The organism is Deltaproteobacteria bacterium, from assembly GCA_009692615.1.
Classification (GTDB): Bacteria; Desulfobacterota; Binatia; order UBA9968; family UBA9968; genus DP-20.
This window is the reverse complement of record SHYW01000012.1, coordinates 44132-62997: the sequence shown is the minus strand read 5'-3', so window position 1 is coordinate 62997 and position 18866 is coordinate 44132. Positions and strand designations below refer to the sequence as shown.

At 56.4% G+C, this 18866-nt stretch carries 17 protein-coding genes; 4 read left to right on the top strand and 13 right to left on the bottom strand.

Going from position 1 to position 18866, the window contains the following annotated elements:
• On the bottom strand, positions 1 to 329 hold a 329-nt coding region (locus EXR70_04715; protein MSP37773.1), incomplete at its 3' end, for an ABC transporter substrate-binding protein.
• Between the two features lie 124 nt (positions 330 to 453).
• The gene (locus tag EXR70_04710) at positions 454 to 1572 is read right to left on the bottom strand and encodes a hypothetical protein (GenBank protein ID MSP37772.1); all 1119 of its coding nucleotides are present in this window, start codon (positions 1570 to 1572) and stop codon (positions 454 to 456) included.
• A gap of 256 nt (positions 1573 to 1828) precedes the next feature.
• Between EXR70_04710 and EXR70_04705 the strand changes: the two genes are divergently transcribed.
• Complete coding sequence (locus EXR70_04705) at positions 1829 to 2869, top strand: amidohydrolase (protein ID MSP37771.1); 1041 nt, start codon at positions 1829 to 1831, stop codon at positions 2867 to 2869.
• A gap of 243 nt (positions 2870 to 3112) precedes the next feature.
• Here the strand turns inward: EXR70_04705 and EXR70_04700 are convergent, their stop codons facing one another.
• A complete protein-coding gene (locus EXR70_04700) occupies positions 3113 to 3928 on the bottom strand; it encodes an ABC transporter substrate-binding protein (protein MSP37770.1) in 816 nt (271 codons plus the stop codon).
• Between the two features lie 178 nt (positions 3929 to 4106).
• On the opposite strand from EXR70_04700, the gene EXR70_04695 reads away from it, so the two are divergent.
• From EXR70_04695 to EXR70_04685, 3 genes are all read left to right on the top strand, one after another.
• The gene (locus tag EXR70_04695; protein MSP37769.1) at positions 4107 to 5288 is read left to right on the top strand and encodes an amidohydrolase; all 1182 of its coding nucleotides are present in this window, start codon (positions 4107 to 4109) and stop codon (positions 5286 to 5288) included.
• 12 nt (positions 5289 to 5300) lie between these two features.
• Positions 5301 to 6326, top strand: coding sequence for a hypothetical protein (locus tag EXR70_04690; GenBank protein ID MSP37768.1), 1026 nt, complete (start codon positions 5301 to 5303; stop codon positions 6324 to 6326).
• A 150-nt stretch (positions 6327 to 6476) separates the two neighbouring features.
• Positions 6477 to 6872, top strand: a complete 396-nt coding sequence (locus tag EXR70_04685; protein ID MSP37767.1) for a VOC family protein — start codon at positions 6477 to 6479, stop codon at positions 6870 to 6872.
• Positions 6873 to 6985: 113 nt separating this feature from the next.
• Here EXR70_04685 and EXR70_04680 read toward each other — a convergent pair whose 3' ends face one another.
• From EXR70_04680 to EXR70_04635, 10 genes are all read right to left on the bottom strand, one after another.
• Positions 6986 to 8140 carry an acyl-CoA dehydrogenase gene (locus EXR70_04680; GenBank protein ID MSP37766.1) on the bottom strand — a complete coding sequence of 385 codons (1155 nt, stop codon included), beginning with the start codon at positions 8138 to 8140 and terminating at the stop codon, positions 6986 to 6988.
• 97 nt (positions 8141 to 8237) lie between these two features.
• A complete protein-coding gene (locus EXR70_04675; protein MSP37765.1) occupies positions 8238 to 9056 on the bottom strand; it encodes a p-hydroxycinnamoyl CoA hydratase/lyase in 819 nt (272 codons plus the stop codon).
• A gap of 192 nt (positions 9057 to 9248) precedes the next feature.
• Positions 9249 to 10286, bottom strand: a complete 1038-nt coding sequence (locus tag EXR70_04670) for an extracellular solute-binding protein (GenBank protein ID MSP37764.1) — start codon at positions 10284 to 10286, stop codon at positions 9249 to 9251.
• A gap of 92 nt (positions 10287 to 10378) precedes the next feature.
• Complete coding sequence (locus EXR70_04665) at positions 10379 to 12787, bottom strand: CoA transferase (GenBank protein ID MSP37763.1); 2409 nt, start codon at positions 12785 to 12787, stop codon at positions 10379 to 10381.
• 137 nt (positions 12788 to 12924) lie between these two features.
• Positions 12925 to 14148 carry a nitronate monooxygenase gene (locus tag EXR70_04660; protein MSP37762.1) on the bottom strand — a complete coding sequence of 408 codons (1224 nt, stop codon included), beginning with the start codon at positions 14146 to 14148 and terminating at the stop codon, positions 12925 to 12927.
• Positions 14120 to 14938 (bottom strand): enoyl-CoA hydratase/isomerase family protein, encoded by an 819-nt coding sequence (locus EXR70_04655; protein MSP37761.1) that lies wholly within the window; start codon positions 14936 to 14938, stop codon positions 14120 to 14122. Before EXR70_04655 ends, EXR70_04660 begins: the two co-directional genes overlap by 29 nt.
• A 91-nt stretch (positions 14939 to 15029) precedes the next feature.
• Positions 15030 to 15482 (bottom strand): cupin domain-containing protein, encoded by a 453-nt coding sequence (locus EXR70_04650; protein MSP37760.1) that lies wholly within the window; start codon positions 15480 to 15482, stop codon positions 15030 to 15032.
• 135 nt (positions 15483 to 15617) lie between these two features.
• The gene (locus EXR70_04645) at positions 15618 to 16595 is read right to left on the bottom strand and encodes an alpha/beta hydrolase (GenBank protein ID MSP37759.1); all 978 of its coding nucleotides are present in this window, start codon (positions 16593 to 16595) and stop codon (positions 15618 to 15620) included.
• Positions 16596 to 17759 (bottom strand): ABC transporter substrate-binding protein, encoded by a 1164-nt coding sequence (locus tag EXR70_04640; GenBank protein ID MSP37758.1) that lies wholly within the window; start codon positions 17757 to 17759, stop codon positions 16596 to 16598.
• Positions 17756 to 18856 carry an ABC transporter substrate-binding protein gene (locus EXR70_04635; protein MSP37757.1) on the bottom strand — a complete coding sequence of 367 codons (1101 nt, stop codon included), beginning with the start codon at positions 18854 to 18856 and terminating at the stop codon, positions 17756 to 17758. The genes EXR70_04640 and EXR70_04635 overlap by 4 nt, the downstream gene beginning before the upstream one ends.
• Between the last annotated feature and the right edge of the window lie 10 nt (positions 18857 to 18866).

Here is an 18866-nt window from a genome sequence, read left to right as displayed (position 1 = left end):
TTGAACGAGCCGGCGATGATTTTCAAATCAGTCAATCCCTGATCCCGCGCCGGAAAATAAGCGCTTGGAGAAATATTGCCGAACTGAATCGAATCGGAAACCAACGACTGCAAGATCAAATCGTCGCGATTCATCACGATGACCTCGCCGATCAGCCCTTCCGCTTGGTAAAATCCTTTGGCGCGCGCGACATAAAACGGCGCATGGCCGAAGGTCGGACTGACGATACCGATCTTGATCGGCGTTTGCGCTTGCGCATGCGGAGGTGTGAACAACCCGAGTATAATTATCGAAACTAGCAACAACCGGAATCGCCATTGTCTATCCATTGCAAACCTCGCTCTCACTCAAATCTCCCCCAACCGCTCTTTTTCAAAGAGGGGGGAACCGGTCCTCACCCTTCCCCCTTTGAAAAAGGGGGACCGAGGGGGATTTTTTACTTGGTCAACAATTTTACACCGCGCCAAACAGTTTAATCGGGTTATCGTAAAGAATCTTCCGCTTCTGGCCGTCGGTAATATCACGGCGCGCCAACAGTTCCTGGGCGGCATTCTCCCGCCCTTCGCCGTGGGGATAATCCGACGAGAACAGCAACTGATCTTCGCCGAGCAGAGCGATCTCTTCACGCATCAATGGATCTTCCATCTCGCCGCAGATGAAAAAGCGGCCCGACTTGAGACATTCTTTCATCGTCGTCTTGGGCATCTTCGCTTCAAGTAATTTCGGTTGAATCTCGCGGTCGCGCGGAATGTAGTGATCGATGCGCCCGACCATGTAGAAAAGCCACTCGGCGCCGAACTCCATAAACGCTATGCGCAGATCGGGATAGCGGTCCATCATGCCATGGCCGAGCAGCGCGACGAACGCCATCTGCGCCGGCAACGCCATGCTCAGCGCATGGGCGTCGAGAAAGGTTTCGACGCAGCTATCGAAAGCCGGAAAGCTCGCCGCCATATGAACGCAGAGCGGCAGCTTACAGCGCGCGAACTCATCCCAGAAATCGTTAAAGCTCTCGTCGCAAAGCATTTTCTCCCGCGCCGTGCCGAACACCACAGCGGCGCAAGCGCCGAGCTTGAGCATCTCTTCCAATGCTCGAATCGACTCGCGCGGTTCGCGCAGCGGAATCAGACCGGCCCATTTCAAACGTTTCGCCTGGGGCTTGGTTTGGCGCGCGATAAAGCGATTGAAGGCGCGAAACAGCGCCGCTTCGAAGCGAGGATCGGCGCTCCAGCGCGCATACAACGTCGACGGAAATAGAAATTGAATGTCGATGCCGAGCCGATCGAGATCGCGAATGCGCGCGTCGGTATCGATCAGCGTCAGCGAGCCGCGATCGGTTCCCTCGACCACCCAGCGCGGCGGGTTGGCCGGCTGCAAGCCGGGACCGAGCGCATGCGGCTCCATCCGGCCATCGACAAGCCAGCCGGCAGTGAACGCCGCCAGCTCCGCGCCGTCATGAACCAACGCCGGCCGCGGCCGGCGCGCCGCGAACTCTTTCGGCAAGTCTTCCCACATCTGCGGCGCGACATTGACATGGGCATCGGCGTCGTAAATTTTGTATCCGTTGATCATAGCATTTTTCCCGAATCAGCTGATGGCCCGTTTAACCATGGCCGTCGAAGCGCTGTCAAAGCCATCGAGCAAGATGTTTTCACCACGGAGGCCACAGAGAGCACGGAGAAAATTATATTCTGAACCCTCTGTGATCTCCGTGTCCTGCGTGGTGAGCAATCTTCTCTTCTTCTTGCCCCCAACGTTGACATAAATCGCACCTGAGTGTTAAGCCAACGGTAACCTTAAGTTTCTATTGAATAGGAGAGCACTCGTCATGGATGGAGTAGAAGTCATCGATGCCGACGGCCATGTGTTGGAAACCGACGCCGAGTTGGAACAGTACTTTGACGGCGACTACAAAGGCCATCGCCGCACCGGGACGTTTTCGATTTTCCCGTCCCTCGACGGCTGGCCGCGCGGCTTCGTGCGCGGCTTGAACAAGGTCACAAAAGTCGATGTGAATAGCTGGATCGAATTCATCGAAGGCTCAAAAATCTCCAGCGCGGTGCTTTATCCAACCGCCGCGCTGTCCGCCGGTCTAATCCAAGATCACGATTGGGCCTGCGTCGTCGCGCGCATGTACAACAACTGGCTTTACGACCGCTACTGCAAGGTCGATAAGCGCTTGAAGGGCGTAGCGTTGTTGCCGGTCCAAAACCCGCAGGAGGCCGCCAACGAACTTCGCCGCTGCGTCAAAGATTACGGCATGGTCGCGGGACTCTTGCCGGCGGTGACGAAACTCAACAAAGGTTACGGCCACGCCGATTTCCACCCGATCTATAAGGCCGCTGAGGAGTTGAACGTTCCGCTGACCGTGCACGGCGCGGTGAGCGCTGATTTGGGTTTCGACTTTTTGCAAACCATGTCGATGATCCACACCCTGGAGCATCCCATCGCCCAAATGATTCAGCTCACCAGCGTCGTCCTCGACGGCGTCTTCGATCTGTTTCCCAAACTGCGCATCGGCTTTCTTGAAGCCGGCGCCGGCTGGATTCCCTACATGATGGATCGTTTGGACGAGAAAGATCATATCGACCGCAAGCGCAACCATTTTCCACTCAGCAAAAAACCCAGCGAATATTTCAAGAGCGGTAATATCTACGTCACCTGCGAAACTGACGAGAAGACCTTGGACGTCGTCGCCCGCGAGATGGGCGAGGATTTCATGATGTACCCCACCGACTTCCCCCACGAACGGGAAGCCGGCGTGTTCGCCAAAGACATCCCTGAATTCTGGGAGAGAACGGATTTGTCGGAACAGGTGAAGCGAAAAGTGTTCAGCAGTAACGCCAAACGGTTTTACGATTTGAAATAGCAAGCAGCCCCCACCTTCATCCTCCCCCGCTTGCGGAGAAGGAAAGAGGAGGGGATCTTTGCCGCCAATCTCCCATTCTAGAATTTTTTCATCGCGCCACTTTCTTCCAAACGCCGCGACAAAGTCAAATCGATAAACTGCTCGGGCTTCGCTCCCGCCGCTTTGGGATTAGACGCGGCGAGCACTTCGAGAATCGGTTTCACACCGCTCGCCGTCGGCCGTAGCAAGGGACTGTAGACATCTTTAGTTATCGGCGTAGGTGCTCTCTAGAATCGTCCGGTCGGTGACGCGCGTGTATTTGCCCATGATGGGCATCGCCCGTTCTTTGTCGGTGCGGAAGATATGCACGCCTTCAGCCACGGCGGTGAACGCACGCAGCGCTCGTTCGGCGGCGTCGCGAATGAACGTTTTACGCGTGGCCAAAACGAAGGACGGATATTCCACCCCGGCGCCGTTCCAAATCCGTTTATAACCCAAAGCCTCAGCACGATAGGTGAACGGCGGCGACAACATCGCCCCCTGCATGCGCCCCGCTTGCAGCGCCGCCAACGACTCAGGGTAGCCGCCCGACTGAATCAACATGATGTCTTTCATCGGTTCCAAACGATACTGGCTGAAACAAACCTTGGCCATATAGGCGGTGCTGGAAGCCAAACGCGTCACGGCGACGTTTTTGCCCTTGAGGTCTTCGACTTTCGTATAACCGGGGGCGACATACAGGCTGATCGGCGTGGTGGTGGAAATAAATCCGGCAAGCGTTAGATCCGCACCCGCCAATATCCCAGCGATAATCGGATCGGCGCCGCCGTAGATGAAATCGATTTCGCCGGCGATTAGCGCGCTCACCGCCACCGCCGAGCCGCCGATGAAAACTAGATCGGCGTCGGTTTGATGCTTTTGATAGAGCCGCTCATCAGAGGCGATCCACACCGGCGTAAAAATCCCGCTGGTGGAACTATAAGCGGCGCGAATTTTGTTTTGCCCGTGGACGACGGCCACTGACATGAAGCAAGAAACGACTACAAAAAACGACATTCTCAGCAGTTTGACTCGAAACATGTAAAACCTCGCGACAATTTTCTCGCGATCATAAGAGAGATGACCCGGAACTGTCAAATCAACTCGGCATTTCGCGATCGGGGTATGAACCCCGCTCGCGACCAAAGGGGATGCTCGCCCCCTTTGGAAACCCCATTTAGTTGTGCCCGCCGCAAGCAGCGGGGAATATTAGATTTAAATGTCATCGCCACTTGACGCGCCGATCGATAAATCGCTAAGTTCGCCGAAGAGTAAGGGAGGAATCATGGCTGGAATCATCGACGCCGACACCCATATCGCCGAATCGGAAAGCATGTGGAAGCACTTCGACCCGAGCATGTATCGGCGCCGGCCGGTGATGGTCGGGGCGCCGGACGACACGCTCTATCGCGACTTCAACGTGCTATGGCTCATCGACGGCAATATATTCCCCAAGGCGTCGGGCAAAGGCGGTTTTCGCATCATCACGCCGACGGCGTCCAAGCGCGAAGCCAAACGCACCGACATCGCGCTCGGCTGCCGCGAGATCACCGACGTCGGCGCCCGTCTCGCCGACATGGACAAAGCCGGCGTCCAAGCCCAAGTCATCTATCCGACGCTCTTTCTCATCGAAGTGACCGACGATACCGAACTGCAAATCGCGCTGTGCGGCGCTTATAATAAATTTCTCGGCGAGGTTTATGCTCAATCGAACAACCGGCTGCGCTGGGTCGCCGTGCTGCCATTGAAATCGGTTGATGCATCGATCAAGCAGATGCACGAGGCCAAGCAGAACGGCGCCGTCGGCCTGTTCTTCAGCGGCATCATCGGCTCTCTAACTTTGAACAATCCCCATTTCATGCCGATCTACGCCGAGGCGGAAAAACTCGGCCTGCCGATCTGCGTCCACACCGGCCAGAGCAGCCGCTACCTGCTCGAATTCTTCGATCTCGAATTGAACGGAACCTTCGCCACCTCGCACATGCCGCCGCTGATCGGTTTTCGCGACTTGATCGCCAGTGACATTCCGGAAAAATTTCCCGCGCTGAAATTCGGCTTCCTGGAAGTCTCGGCCAGTTGGGTGCCATTTCTTTATCATCATCTGAAACGCTCAGCCCGCCCGCGCCCAAGCTTTCCCAACGCGCGCTGGAAGCACGCCTCGTGCAAAGATTTGTTTCGCGACTACCGCATCTACGTCGCCTGCGAGGCGGACGAAGACATCGCCTACTTGGCGGAATACATCGGCGAAGATAACTTGCTGATCGGCTCCGATTACGGCCACAACGATCCGGCGGAAGAGAAAGCGTTGGTACAAACCATGCGCTCGCGTGAAGACTTATCGGCGGCAATGGTCGAGAAGATCTTGTGCGACAATCCTAAACGGTTTTACGGCATCAGCTAACTCAGAGTTTCAATGATTATCTTTTTGTTTTTCGTCGCTCTCGCTTTCACCGCCGCCGATGTGCGCGCGCAGACGCCATTCTACCAAGGCAAGACCATCACCGTCATCGCCGCCGCCAGCGCCGGCAGCGCTTACGATCTTTACGCCCGGTTGATGGCGCAATTCATGGGCAAACATATTCCCGGCAATCCCAACTTCATCGTGCAAAACATGACCGGCGCCGGCTCGATCATCGGCGCTAACTATCTGTACAACGTTTCCAAACCCGATGGACTGACCATTGGCGCGATTCAGCCGTCGATCTATTTCAATCAACTGATGAAACAGAAGGAAGTGAAATACGATTGGGCGAAGTTCGCCTGGATCGGCAGCTCGGACAAATCTGACTACCTGCTCTACATGCGCGCGGACCTGCCCTACAAGACGCTCGCCGATGTGCGCAAAGCCAAGGAGCCACCGAAATGCGGTTCCACCGGCGCCGGCACTTCGGGCAGCTACATGCCAAGGTTGTTAGAAGAAGTCCTCGGCACGAAATTTACAATCGTCGCCGGCTACCAGGGCGGCGGCGAAATCGATCTCGCTGTCGAGCGCGGCGAAATTCACTGCCGTTCGTTTACCATCCAGGCCTACCATTCGCGCGAGCCTTACCACACTTGGCGCAAGAAAAATTTTGCCCGCATCTTGATGCAAACGGGCCCAACCCGCGATCCGCGCATCGCCGACACGCCGACGCTGCACGAACTGATGGACGAATATAAAACTCCAGAAAACGACCGCCGGCTTGTTCCCATGGTCCTAGCCGCTAACGATTTCGGCCGTCCCATCGTCGCGCCGTCGGGCTTGTCCGCGGACAAGTTAAAACTACTTCGCGAAGCGTTTCTCAACACCATGAAGGATCCCGAGTTGCTGACTGAGGCCAAGCGCAAGAATTTCGACATTACCCCCACCAGCGGTGAAGAACTGGCTGCTCTAGCCAAGCAAGTGATGACCCAGACACCAGAACTCATCGTCCGCGCCAAGCGGTTGATGGAACAGTGACAAATCTACCGGTGATGAGTCATCATAGCGGTTCGTCAAAATCGTTCCCTAAGCCAAATTAAAAATGCCGCCATCCAAATCTTACCGACAGAAACTTGACAACCACCGCCGCGCAGCAATAACGTACGCCCTCAAGCAAGGAGAACTCCCATGTTCGAAATCAAAGGCATCCGAACTTTCGCCATGAGCGCGAAGGACATCGACAAGTCCGTTGAATTCTACACCAAGATCGTTGGCGGCAAGATCGTTAAAACCGTTGAGCCGACGGAAGAGCAATTCAAAGCCGGACAAGTCAAAGAAGTCGACGTGCGCCTCGGCAACTTCGAAGTGCACATCTTCGACGCATCCAAAGGACCGCGCGCCGCCGATCCGCACCACACTCTCAACATCCCGTGGCAGGAAAAAGACCAGGCGCTGAAAGCGCTGCAAGACGGTGGTGCAATGGTAGAAAAAATCCGGCCGCACCGCGGCACCGACAACTACTCGATCAATGTCTTTGACCCCGACGGCAACCGCTGGGAGCTGTCGTTCGCGAAAGAGAATTAGCACAAGGGAATGGCCGCAAAGAACGCAAAGGGCGCAAAACCAGAAGGGCGGGTTAGATAACCCGCCCTTCGCTGTCTTACTTTGAGAACTTTGCGTTCTTTGCGGCAATCTTCTTAATTATATTTCCTCAACACTTCCCGTGCGATCACCATGCGCATGACTTCCGACGCGCCTTCGGTGATCAGCCGGCTGCGTTGGTCGATGAACCATTTCGCTAATGGCAGGTCGAGGGTTAAACCGATGCCGCCGTGGATTTGCAGTACGCGGTCGACCACGCGGAAGGACATTTCATCAGCGAACAACTTCGCCATGTAGGCTTCGTTGCGGATATCCTGCTTCTGATCGTTCTTCCACGCCGCTTGGTAAACCATCAAGCGCGCCGCATGTAACTCAACGTATGAATCAGCGAGCTTGAATGTGATGCCCTGCCGCTCCGATAACGGCTTGCCGAAGGTGATCCGTTGCTTCGAATAGCTCGCGCCCATTTCAATACAGCGCTCGGCGACGCCCAGCGCGCGCGCGCCGTGTTTTAACCTACCGATACCGAGCCACTTCTGCGCCAATTTGAATCCTTCGCCTTCTTTGCCGACCAGATTTTCCGCGGGAACCTTCATATCGTCAAAAGTGATATGCCACGGCTCTTCCCCCATCATGGTTTTATATCGCGTCACCAGCGTCAGCCCAGGCGTCTTCATATCGACCATGAAACAAGAGATCCCGCCATGGGCGCCCTTAGCCGGATCGGTCACCGCCATCAACTGGCCGATGTCGGCGTCGCCGGCGCCGGTGATAAATCGCTTGGTGCCGTTGATAACGTAATGATCGCCCTGGCGCACCGCGCGCGTCTTCATCGACGCCGGATCGGAGCCGGCATCCGGCTCAGTCTGCATGAAACAGAGTTTTTTCTCGCCGGCTAGCACGGGATCCATGAAACGTTTTTTCTGCTCGGGGTTGAGCGCGTAAAGAATCGGCCGCACCTCCGGTCCGAAGATGCCCTGGCCGCGCGACGGCAATGCCACCGTGCGCGACAGCTCTTCCCAAACCACCACCTGAGCTAAACTTCCAAGCCCGCCGCCGCCGTACTCTTCCGGCACATCGAACATCCACAGCCCCATCTCTTTGGCTTTCTTCTCGAACTTCTCGCGGATGTCGGGCTTCAACTCCATGTTCTCGATCGTATGCATCTCGATCGGGATCAATTCCTTATCGACAAACTTCCGCACCGTGTCTTTGAGCATCTGCAATTCATCGGGTAAATTGAAATCCATCTATCGCTCCTTTAGAAAACAGAAGTCAGGAGCCAGAATTCAGAAGCAATCGGCTGTTGACCAAAGATCTGAATGCTGACTCCTGTCTAGTGACAACTTACTTCTTCTCGTCAACCTTATACGACCCCAACCCCGGCCGATATTCCTTGCGCGCGAACTGTTGCAGGCCGGGCCGGCCGCCGATCGCCGCCTTGGCTTTGTCGGAAATCAGACCGGAGATTTCGTAGGCAACATCAGGATTCGAATAGAAGGTGTAGTACCACGCCTCTTTGACCGCGTTGAGCGCCGAAGGCGCTTTCTCTTTCAAGTTATTGGCGATCTCCATCACTTCTTTGTCCAAGTCCGCGCGCGGCACAGCCTTAGTGATGAGACCGATGCGCTCGGCTTCCTTAGCCGACATGGTCTTGCCGGTGAGTGCGTAATAGAGGGCGTGCTTGGGCTGGAGGTTCTCGGAGAGGACGATGGTCACCTCGCCGCCGGGAAAGTGGCCGAAGTTGACCTCCGAGAGGCCGAGCTGGACGTCGTCAGCGGCAATCGCGATATCGCAACCGGTTACTACCGTGAAACCGCCGCCGAACACCCATCCGTTGATCTTGGCGATCACCGGCTGCGGCATCTTGCGAAGAATTTCGTTTCTCCATTGACGCGACTTCTCGCGCACTTCGTCGCGCACGCGTTCGGGCTGGGAGTCCATCTCGATGAAGTATTGTTTCAAATCCTGGCCGGCGCAGAAACTTTCCCCGGCGCCGGTGATGATGATCACCCGCGTGTCTTTATCGTAGCGCAGGTCGGTCAAGCAGTCATACATGTCGCGGTGGAGCTGCGGGCTCATCGCATTGCGCTTCTCCGGCCGATTGAGCGTAATCGTCGTCACGCCTTCTTTGTTGTCAACCAAAATGGTTTGATAATTTGCCATGGTCTTTCCTCCGATTGATTATTTACTGCGTCGACTCAGGTCATATTCCAGATGCTGCGAAACTGTCAATCGCTGGGGGAAGAAGTCAGAAGCCAGCAGCCAGAATTCAGAAGTCGGAACAACCGAATCCCGTTACGCGTGAGTCACCGGGCTCTCAACCTTCTGACTTCTGGATCCTGACTATTGACTCCTTTACCTGCGCACGACGATATCGTGCAACAGCTTCTTCCAGCGCTCTTCAGCTTTCTCGTACTGTTCGAGGGTTTTGCCCTTTTCGGGATACCAGCGCTTGAAACCGTAGTTCTTCGTCGGGCTGGCGAAGCGAAACTTCTCCTCGAAGATCTTTTGCCCCTCGGGACTGATTAGGAAATCGATGAACAACAGCGATGCATAGGGATTATTGGTCGTCGCCGGGAGCGCCACGCTGCCGGCGTTGGCCTGGCTCAAATCGAGGGGCACCCATTCGGTAGGCGCGCCTTTGAGTTTGCCGGCAAGAACGTGATTACGAAAAATCGAGATCGACATATGCATCTCGCCAGCCGCCATCAACTCATGCATGGCGCCGCCGGAGATCATATGGGCGCGGATTTCTAAAGTGCGCAGTTGCTTGACATACTCTTCGCCCTTGGCGGCGATCATCGCGCCGACAAAGCGCACGCCGGTGGTGTCACCGCTGACGCTGATCTTGCCCTTGTTTTCCGGCCTGGCCATTTCGGCGAAATTTTTCGGCACCTCGGCGGCGCGCATCATGTTGCGGTTGTAGCCCAAGCCGACGATGGATTCTCTATCGGTAGTCCAAAACACCCGAGTCTTATCGGCTTCTTCTTTCGAATCTTCGGGATAATTGACGAGATGCGGCGAGAAGTAAGGCATTAGCAATTTATTGTCGCGCATGATCATGGTCGTGGTCGGCGTGGTTTCGACCACGTCGGCGATGCTGCGTTTCGATTGCGCCTCGGAGATTAAGCGCCGGGTGAGATCGTTGGGCCCGGCGCGATAGGTCTCGACTTTAACGCCGGGATATTTCGCCTCGAACACATTGGCGATGTCGCGATGGGCGGTCAGGCTGGTGTACCAAATGAACTTTCCTTCCTTCTTGGCCCCAGCCTTGAGCACTTCCTCGCGGTCCGCGCCACGGTAGTTGGCGAGATCGCTTACCGCCTTGGTCTGCGCCGCGGCGGGAGCGACGGTAAGGAGAACCACTGCGATGACGGCAAAAATAAAAGACATGGCGGTTTCCTCGAAAACGATCTAGCAACAAGCGTTGAGTGTTGAATGGAAAGGTGAACCCTTTTCCCTACTCAAAGCTTTCCTCTTCGGACCTACTCCAACACCCCATCCGCCTTATGTGCGGCAATCGTCGCGGCATCGTAGCCGACGACATCGCGCAACACGGTCTCAGTGTCTTTGCCGAGCACGGGGAATTCCCAGCGGCGCGTCAGTTTGGCGTTGGTGAAGTGCAACGGAAAATTCGGCAGCACGACTTTGCCCAGTCTAGGATTATCTACCTCGACGATGAAACCGCGCTCTTTCAACTGCGGGTCGTTGACCAAATCTTCGCCGGTCTGGACGACCCCCGCTGGCACGCCGACTTTCTGTAACTCATCGCGAATCGCGAATGCGTCTTTACTCTCCGTCCACTGGGCAATGAACCCGTCCAAAAGTTCACGATTGCGCAAGCGATCGGCATTGGTCTTAAACCGCGCACTACCGAGCACGTCGCCTCCCACCACCTTTTCCAACGCCAACCACTGCTGTTCGTTTTCGGCGCTGATCACACACCAGCGGTCTTCGCCCTGGCAGGGATAGCAGTTGTGCGGTGCGACGGCGAGCGACATGTTGCCGATCGGCTCAGGATTCTTGCCGCTCGACGCCGCTTCCATCAGATTGGCGCCGATCATGAATGCCGTCGCCTCGGACTGCGCCAAGTCGATGAACGCGCCTTTCTTTTGCCGGTCGCGGTGAAGCACGCCGGAAATAATGATGATCGCGCACAACACGCCGGAAACATAATCCGGGTAAACCAACTGCGCACCGATGGGCGGGTTGGTCACGCCGGGATGATTCCACATGTAAGTAAGTCCGGTGAAGGCTGTGATGTTCACGCCGACGGTGGAAAAGTGGCGCTTGGGGCCGGTGGTGCCGAGACCGGGCATGCGCAAGTTGACGATATCGGGCTTGACCGCGCAGAGCTGCTTGTAGCCCAAGCCGATGCGATCGACGACATCGACACTATAGTTGTCGAGCACGGCATCGGCCTTGGCGACTAAGTCATGCAAAACGCCCTGGCCTTTGGGATGTTTGAGATTGACCGTGAACGAACGCTTGTTGCGATTGAATTCGAGAAAGCGCGGCGACAAGTTGGGATCTTCGCCGGTGCCGAAAAAACGAAACGGATCCATGCCGCCTTTGCTCGACTCGATTTTCATGACATCGGCGCCGAGCTCGGCCAAGATCGTCGTGCCGTAGGGACCGGCGAGCACGTGATCGAAACTGACGATGCGCATGCCGTCGAGGGGACCGTTGCCGCTAGACGCGGTGGATTTCGCTGCTTGCGGTTTTGCCCCCTCTCTTCTCTTCCCCGAGACGGGTGAGATGGAAGAAGAAATGTCGCGCCAACTATCGAGCAACGGCACACTGCAAACCGTAGGACGACTGCCGTCGATCATAAACGGCATTCCGGGCTGCTTGGCGCTGCCGAATCCGGCGTGCTCCACCGCAGTCATGAAACCGCGCCCCTGCACATGCTCGTCGTTGGCAAAACCCATGGGCGTGTTCACCGGCACGCAAGGAATGCCTTTGTCCTGCAACAACTCAGTGATCTCAGCCATGGTGAATTTGCCGAGAAACGCTTCCACCGCGGGATTGAGTTCATCGACGTGATCGCGCCGATAAACATTATTCAGCCATGCGGCGTCGTCGAATGTCACCGCATGATCTTTCCAGATCGAGAGAAAAAGCTTCCAATGCTGGCGCGTCACATACAAATAGACGAAACCATCTTTAACCGTGAATATTTTCGCCGGCGCCACCGAGCCATGCTGGCTGCCGGCGCGTTTCACATTCTGTTTCTCGTTGGCCCAAAGGCGAATAATATGTTCGTGGGTCGCCAGAGTTTCTTGCATCGAGGTGTCGATGTGATCGCCTTGGCCGGTCTTCTCTCGCCGGTAGAGCGCCGCCAAGACGCCGGCGGTGGCGAACAAACTGGCGAAGTAATAAGCCTGTGACTCGGGCGCTTTGCAAGGCGCGGTCGCCGGATCGCCGCAGACATAGAGAATCCCGCTTTCAGCCAAACCGACGAGATCGTTGTAAATAAAGTTTTTCTTCGGACCGGTCTGACCGAAGCAAGTGATCGATGCCATGACGACGCCGGGATTCACCTTGGCGAGATCTTTATAACCCAACCCCTTAGCGTCCAACACACCTGGCTGAAAACTTTCGATGACGACATCGGCGGTCTCGACCAACTTGCCAAACGCCGCGCGCCCCGTATCGCTATCGAGATCGATGACCTTGCTATGTTTGCCGGCGTTCAAATGCGCGAACGTCGTACTCAACTTCGCGCCATTGGCCGCAGTGATGAAAGGCGCCAAGTGGCGCACCGGATCGCCCGCAGGCGGCTCGATCTTGATTACTTCCATGCCTAAATCGGCGAGCATGCGCCCTGCCAACTGACCGCTGAGACCAGTTAAATCCAATGCCCGATAACCTTTGAGAAATTCTCCGCTCATCGTTTGTCCTTTAAATTAGTTATTGCTGTCCGTGGCGAAAAAATCTCCCCTAACCCCTCTTTAAAAAGAGGGGAACAATTTCGCTCGCAATGGTTTCCCCCTTTGAAAAAGGGGGACTAAGGGGGATTTTCTTCTTCCTACGCGCCGACGAATCGCGACCGAAGGTCGTTCAAAATTTGCGCCGCCTCGCTGACCATGCGATCGACGATCTCCTTGGCGGGAACATTATTGCGCTCCTCGCTCAACATGCCGGCAACCTGACCGCCGGGAACATGCAGAACATCGACGCGATTGGCCGCCTCGGCGGCGCGCCGCACTTCGTCCATGGCATTTCCTTGGTAAGGCGTCGGCATCGCGTCAAGACCTGAGGCCATCCAAGCCTTGATCGTCTCGCTGCGATAATGGCGCGCGAAGTGGCCGCTGGTGTAAGCCGTGCGCACGAAATCTTCCGAGCTGCCGTTGAGAATTTGTTTTTTGTAAATCGGATTTATGCCGCCTTCCCGAGTCACCAAGAAAGTCGTGCCGCACCACACCCCCATGGCGCCCAGCGCCAGTGCCGCAGCCACACCGCGGCCATCCGAGATACCGCCGGCGGCGACCACCGGTTTGGGCCGTACCGCGTCAACGATCTGTGGAATTAGCGGGAAGTTGCCTATCGTGCCGGTGTGTCCGCCCGCTTCGTAACCTTGGGCGATAATCACATCCGCGCCCTTGCGCGCGTGGCTGAGCGCATGCTTCACCGCACCAGCCAGCGCCATGACCAGGATACCGCGTTCATGGGCTAGCGGCACGACCTCGGCGGTGTCGCCCAGACCGATGATCAGAATCGGCACCTTCTCTTCGAGAATCACCTTCAGCTGTTCCCGCGTCGCCGCCGGGGTTTTCACCCAGCTTTTGCGATCCGGCGGCACCGGAGTCAGACCCAATTTGGGAATCAACTCGTCGTTGAACTTGGCGTGCTTGGGAAACCGTTCTTGGATCTCTTTGCGCACTTCGTCGGGATCGGGAATGCGCACGTCTTCCATCTTCGGCAAAGTGATGTCGACGCCGAACGGTTTGTCCGTCAGCTGGCGCACGGCGCGAATCCGTTCGCGAATCACTTCCGGCCGAATCGAACTACCGCCGATACAACCTAGCCCGCCCGCATTCGACACCGCGGCCACCAACTCCGGCGGCGTCGTCAACCCTTCCTTGTCCCAGCCCATGCCGGCTTGGATGATCGGATATTTGATATTCAACAAATCGCATAATGGCGTATGTAACCACATAGAACCTCCTTTTTCTGACCGGCGCAGCATGCTGCGCCCCGACACGATCACGAACACGTTGACGTTATTTTTTCCGATCCTCCGGCTTGGCATACTTCACCGTGCCGCCACCCTTTTGCGACTGCAAGTAGCCTTCGACATCGCTCAACGGATTGGTGTAATAGCGCATGCGGTGCGAGACTAAATCGTCGGTCTTTAGGGCCATGCCAAAATCCATGTCCTTCATCATGTAGGCGGCGATCTTGGCGCTCTCCAGCGTTACCGCGTTGCGGCTGCCAAGTTCTTTCGACAACTGCTCAACGTTGGCCAGCAACTGATCGTCCGGCACCACTTCGGAAATCAAGCCGACCCGCTCCGCCTGCGCCGCAGTCAAGTTTCTTCCGGTAAGTTGAATGTAAAAAGCTTTCTTGGTCGGCAGCCCGCTATGAAACAGTGTCGAAGTCGCCACCGCGCCGTAGCTGCCGCGGATCACTTCCGGCATGCCGAACTTCGCCGACTCGCCGGCGATACATAGATCGTGGCCGTTGATCAGCGCCAGCCCGCCGCCCAGACACCAACCGCGCACACAGGCGACCGTGATCTGCGGCATGGCACGCAGCAGCCGGACGATTTCATAAGTCGAACCCGCCTGATCCCAAGCGCGCTTGCGCTTCCACGACTCGCGCAGATCGTAGAGGTCAAGCCCCGACGAATAAGAATCCCCCGAGCCCATGGTCACGACGCATTTGATCTTATCGTTCTCGGCGATCTCCTTGAGTACGGAGATCAACTCGGCCATGAACTTCACGCTCATGGCGTTTTTCTTCTCCGGCCGGTTAAACGTCAACCAGGCGACGCCGGTCTCTTCATCGATCTTTTGTAAAACAGTTGTCAGTTCAGCCATTGGGTTTCCTCCAAAAATACGATTACTGCGAGAATAAGTTTTCTCATAGCACAAATGAGAAATAACTAGCGAGCGTAGCTAACCGAAAATTTCAGCGCTTGACGATATGCGGATAGTCCACCATGTCGCGCTGCGCGCCGTTGCGGTACAGCCGTTTGCCGGCGCGCGGATAGTCGACCACGTCTTGCGCCAGACGTTGACCGATGACGAGACAAACCAACGGCTCGCTGCCGTCGTTGATCGTTTCATGGGCCGGCCCGCTGCCGGGGAAACCAAGAAAATCGCCGGAGCCGATCTTGAACGATTCCTCACCGATCACCGCCGTGCCTCGACCGGACAAAACGTAGATCGCTTCGTCTTCGTAGCGATGGGTGTGATATTCCGATGAACGATCGCCGGGGGCGATGGTCATGACGTGAACACCGAGATTCTTCAATCCAACCGCGTCGCCCAGCGATTTGTCATGACGCTTCGCCGCGGGATTAACCTTATGAACACGATGTTCGCCGGTCATGGCGGCGATAGCTTCAGCCGAGAGATACATGGAAACCTCCAATCATTTTTTTCAAAACAAGAAACCCCTCGATACGCGCGGCGCGCTACTCGGGGAATCGGACAATCCAAAACCGTTTCCCCGAGTAGCGACCGTTTCGGTCGCGTAGCGAGGGGCGCACCACTTCTACTTTGCCAACAAGAACGGCACCACTACTTCCGCCAACTCCACCGGCTTCTCGTGCGGAATATGATGGCCGGCGCCTTCGATGGGCACGATGGTGGCGTTGGGAAACATCTGCGCGCGGTGGCCGCGCACGGATTTCATGAAATCGCTCTCTGTGCCGTAGACGAAAAGAATCGGACAGGTCAGCCGCCGGATGAACGCCTCGATCTGCCCTTCGGACATCGCCGTGGTCGTCCGATAGCGCAGAATCGGATCATGCTTCCAGCGAAAGCGGCCGCCGTTGGTATTAGTCCCATGCTGCGCCATATGGAGCGCCGCCTTGTCGGGAATCAGCGGGAAGGTTTTCTGGATCGCCTTGGCCGCCGCCTGCAAAGTTTCATGGGGGAACGGGATCTCGACGTAGTCTCTGCCGTTCAAACGCTCGGCCATGATGTTCGGCACTTCATCGTCGGCGCGCGCGAATGGCCCGAGGGATTCGAGCAGCACCATGCGCTTGACCTTTTCCGGGAACGTGCCCGCGTAGAGCAAACACATGCTGCCGCCCAGGGAGTGGCCGATGATAGTCACCGACTCTTTGTCCAAGTGCTTCGCCAGTCCGGCGAGATCGGTAAGAAAATCTTCATGCGCGTAGCCGCGGCTGGTGCTTGGCCACTCGCTGTCGCCATGACCGCGCAGGTCGAGGGCCACCGCATGCTTGATCGGCACGCCGCGGCGGATCAACTCATCGAGGAAATGATCCCAACTGCGCCCCTGATCACGCACGCCGTGGACAAAAACGTAAGTCTCCTCCTTGGGATCGCCCCACTCCCAATAATGAAGCTTCAAACCGTCGTGTGTAAAATATCGCCGCCGCGGCTCCCAGCTCGTTTCGCTCTTGGGCGTGCGAACATCAAGCTTATGACTCGTTTTCGCTTTCGTGACTCTGGCTTTATTGCTCTTGGTTTGTTTTGCGGCTTTCTTGGTCGCTTTCTTTTTCATCTACCTTTTTCCCAACTCCTTTAAAGCTTCTTCGACAAAACTGTGATCGAGATATTTTGCCGGCGCCGGCAGCGCGCCGCTTTTGAACTGGCCGCGCTCGGCGGCGATTTGGATCACCGTGCGCACGCCTTCGACATTGGACTCGGCGTTGGGATTCCAGATTTTGTTTTCCGTGTAGTATTCCCAGCCGCGCCGCGCCGCGTCCGGCTTGAGCTGCATTTCCTTGGCGAGAAACTCGATGGCCGGCTCTTTGTTGTCGTACATCCAACGCATCGCCTGGATCAACCCCTTCATGAAACGCACCGTCAGAGCGCGGTTCTTGTCGGCCCAGCTGCGCTTTACGGTTACTTCCGTCAGCTGATAATTCGGGATGAAGTCGACCACCTTGGCGATCACCGGAAAGCCCATCTGCGCCGCTTCGTAGTTGAGCGGCACGGCGATGATCGCGGCGTCGATGCGGCCCGCGGTAAGCGACAGGAAAGCCTGCGCCGAGCCGCCGACGTTGATCAAGCTATAATCGCGCGGATACTCCATCCCTTTGGCGCGCAGCACGCGGCGTAAAACGAACGCCGTGCCCGAGGTGAGACCGGATGATCCGATATTCGCGCCGCGCAAATCTTCGAAGCTTTTGAATTTCTTGCCGCCCATGATGTAATGCGTCAGGCCGTTGATCACGCCGCCGATGCTGGCGAGGTCCGCGCCCTGCTCCACCGCCGCGATCACCGTGTCGGTGCCGCCGGTGGAAACATTTACCGAGCCGCCGACCAGTGCCATCGTCGACTTATCCGCTCCCGAAACCAAAACCAGTTGCACGTCCAAGCTCTGCTTTTCGAAAAAGCCCAGCTTGCTCGCCACCCACAACGGACTGTAGCCGAGCGTCTTCGACGACGCGCTGAGAGGAAATTTACTTTTCTCCTGAGCCAACGCGCTGGAAAAAAGCATCGATAAAAACACCACCGTCAGCAATAAGTTGCTCATAGGTTCAACTCGTCCTATCAAGCCCACCCATTTTAGATCTCCGATTGTCGGACCCTGTAGGGGCCGACGTGCGTGTCGGCCCTCCGAACGGGCAGACATTGGCGCGCGGACATTGTTGTCCGCAGTTAATCGCGGGTTGGAAAACCCGCGCTCCGTTATCCTGCCATTTGTTATTGCCTTCTTCATCGAATCACCCGGTCCGCCCGCACCAGAACATTCGGCGGAATCGTCAGGCCGATCCGTTTTGCCGCTATCAAATTGATGATGAACTCGAACTTCATCGGCTGCTCCACGGGAAGATCAGCAGGCGTTCTGCCCTTCAGAAGCTTGTCGACATACGTAGCGGCGCGCCGGTCCAAGTCGAAGACATTCGTGGCGTAAGACATTAGGCCACCGGCGTCCACATACCGACTATCTGCATATATCACCGGGAGCCGACTCTTTACCGTGAGTTCGGCAATCTCTGTTTGGTGCGCAGTGGCGACGCCGCCCGCCACCATAAAAAGAACAGCGTCAGCTCGCCCCTTGCTCGCGGCTCGGAATGCGGTCTCAATATCCTTGGAATCTAGTACGTCCAGGTATTGAAGCTGTACCTTGAACGCCTTTGCGGCGAGTTCCACCTCTTTTAACGATTGCGCGTTGCCGGGATAGGTTGAAGTCCCGAAGACGGCCACGCGGGAGACTTTAGGAATAACCTCCTTCAAAAGCTCCAGCCGTTTGCCGCTTAGCTCCGGGGCGAGAGTAGACAATCCAGTGATGTTTCCGCCCGGCCGCGCTAGGCTGGCGACGAACCCGGGGGCAACAGGATCCGGATCACGGGTCATGACAATGGGAATTGTAGTCGTCGCTTCCTTGGCGGCACGGGTTGGTATCGGACCAGCCGTGACGATGATGTCTACCTTGAGACGCACTAGCTCGGCCGCGAGCGCGGGGAGGCGATCGAGTTTCCCCTCAGCGGATCGCAACTCAAGGACAATGTTTTTCCCCTCCACGTATCCAAGCTCGCGCAGCCCCTGCCGGAATGCCTCGGTGCGGGCCGAGTCAGCGGATAGGGACGCACCAATTAGTTTTCCTACCCGCGGGATTTTCGCTGGCTGCTGCGCCGTGGCCATAGCCCCACAGATCACGAATGCGATAATGAGGGTGACACGCCGAATCCATTTTGGATTTTGGATTTGTGATTTTGGATTGTCGGAACCAGAATCCAGCCATCGTATCCGAGATCTTTTTCCCATGCTCTTTTTCTCCAATCCAAAATCCAAAATCCAAAATCGAAAATCCAAAATTCCTTAT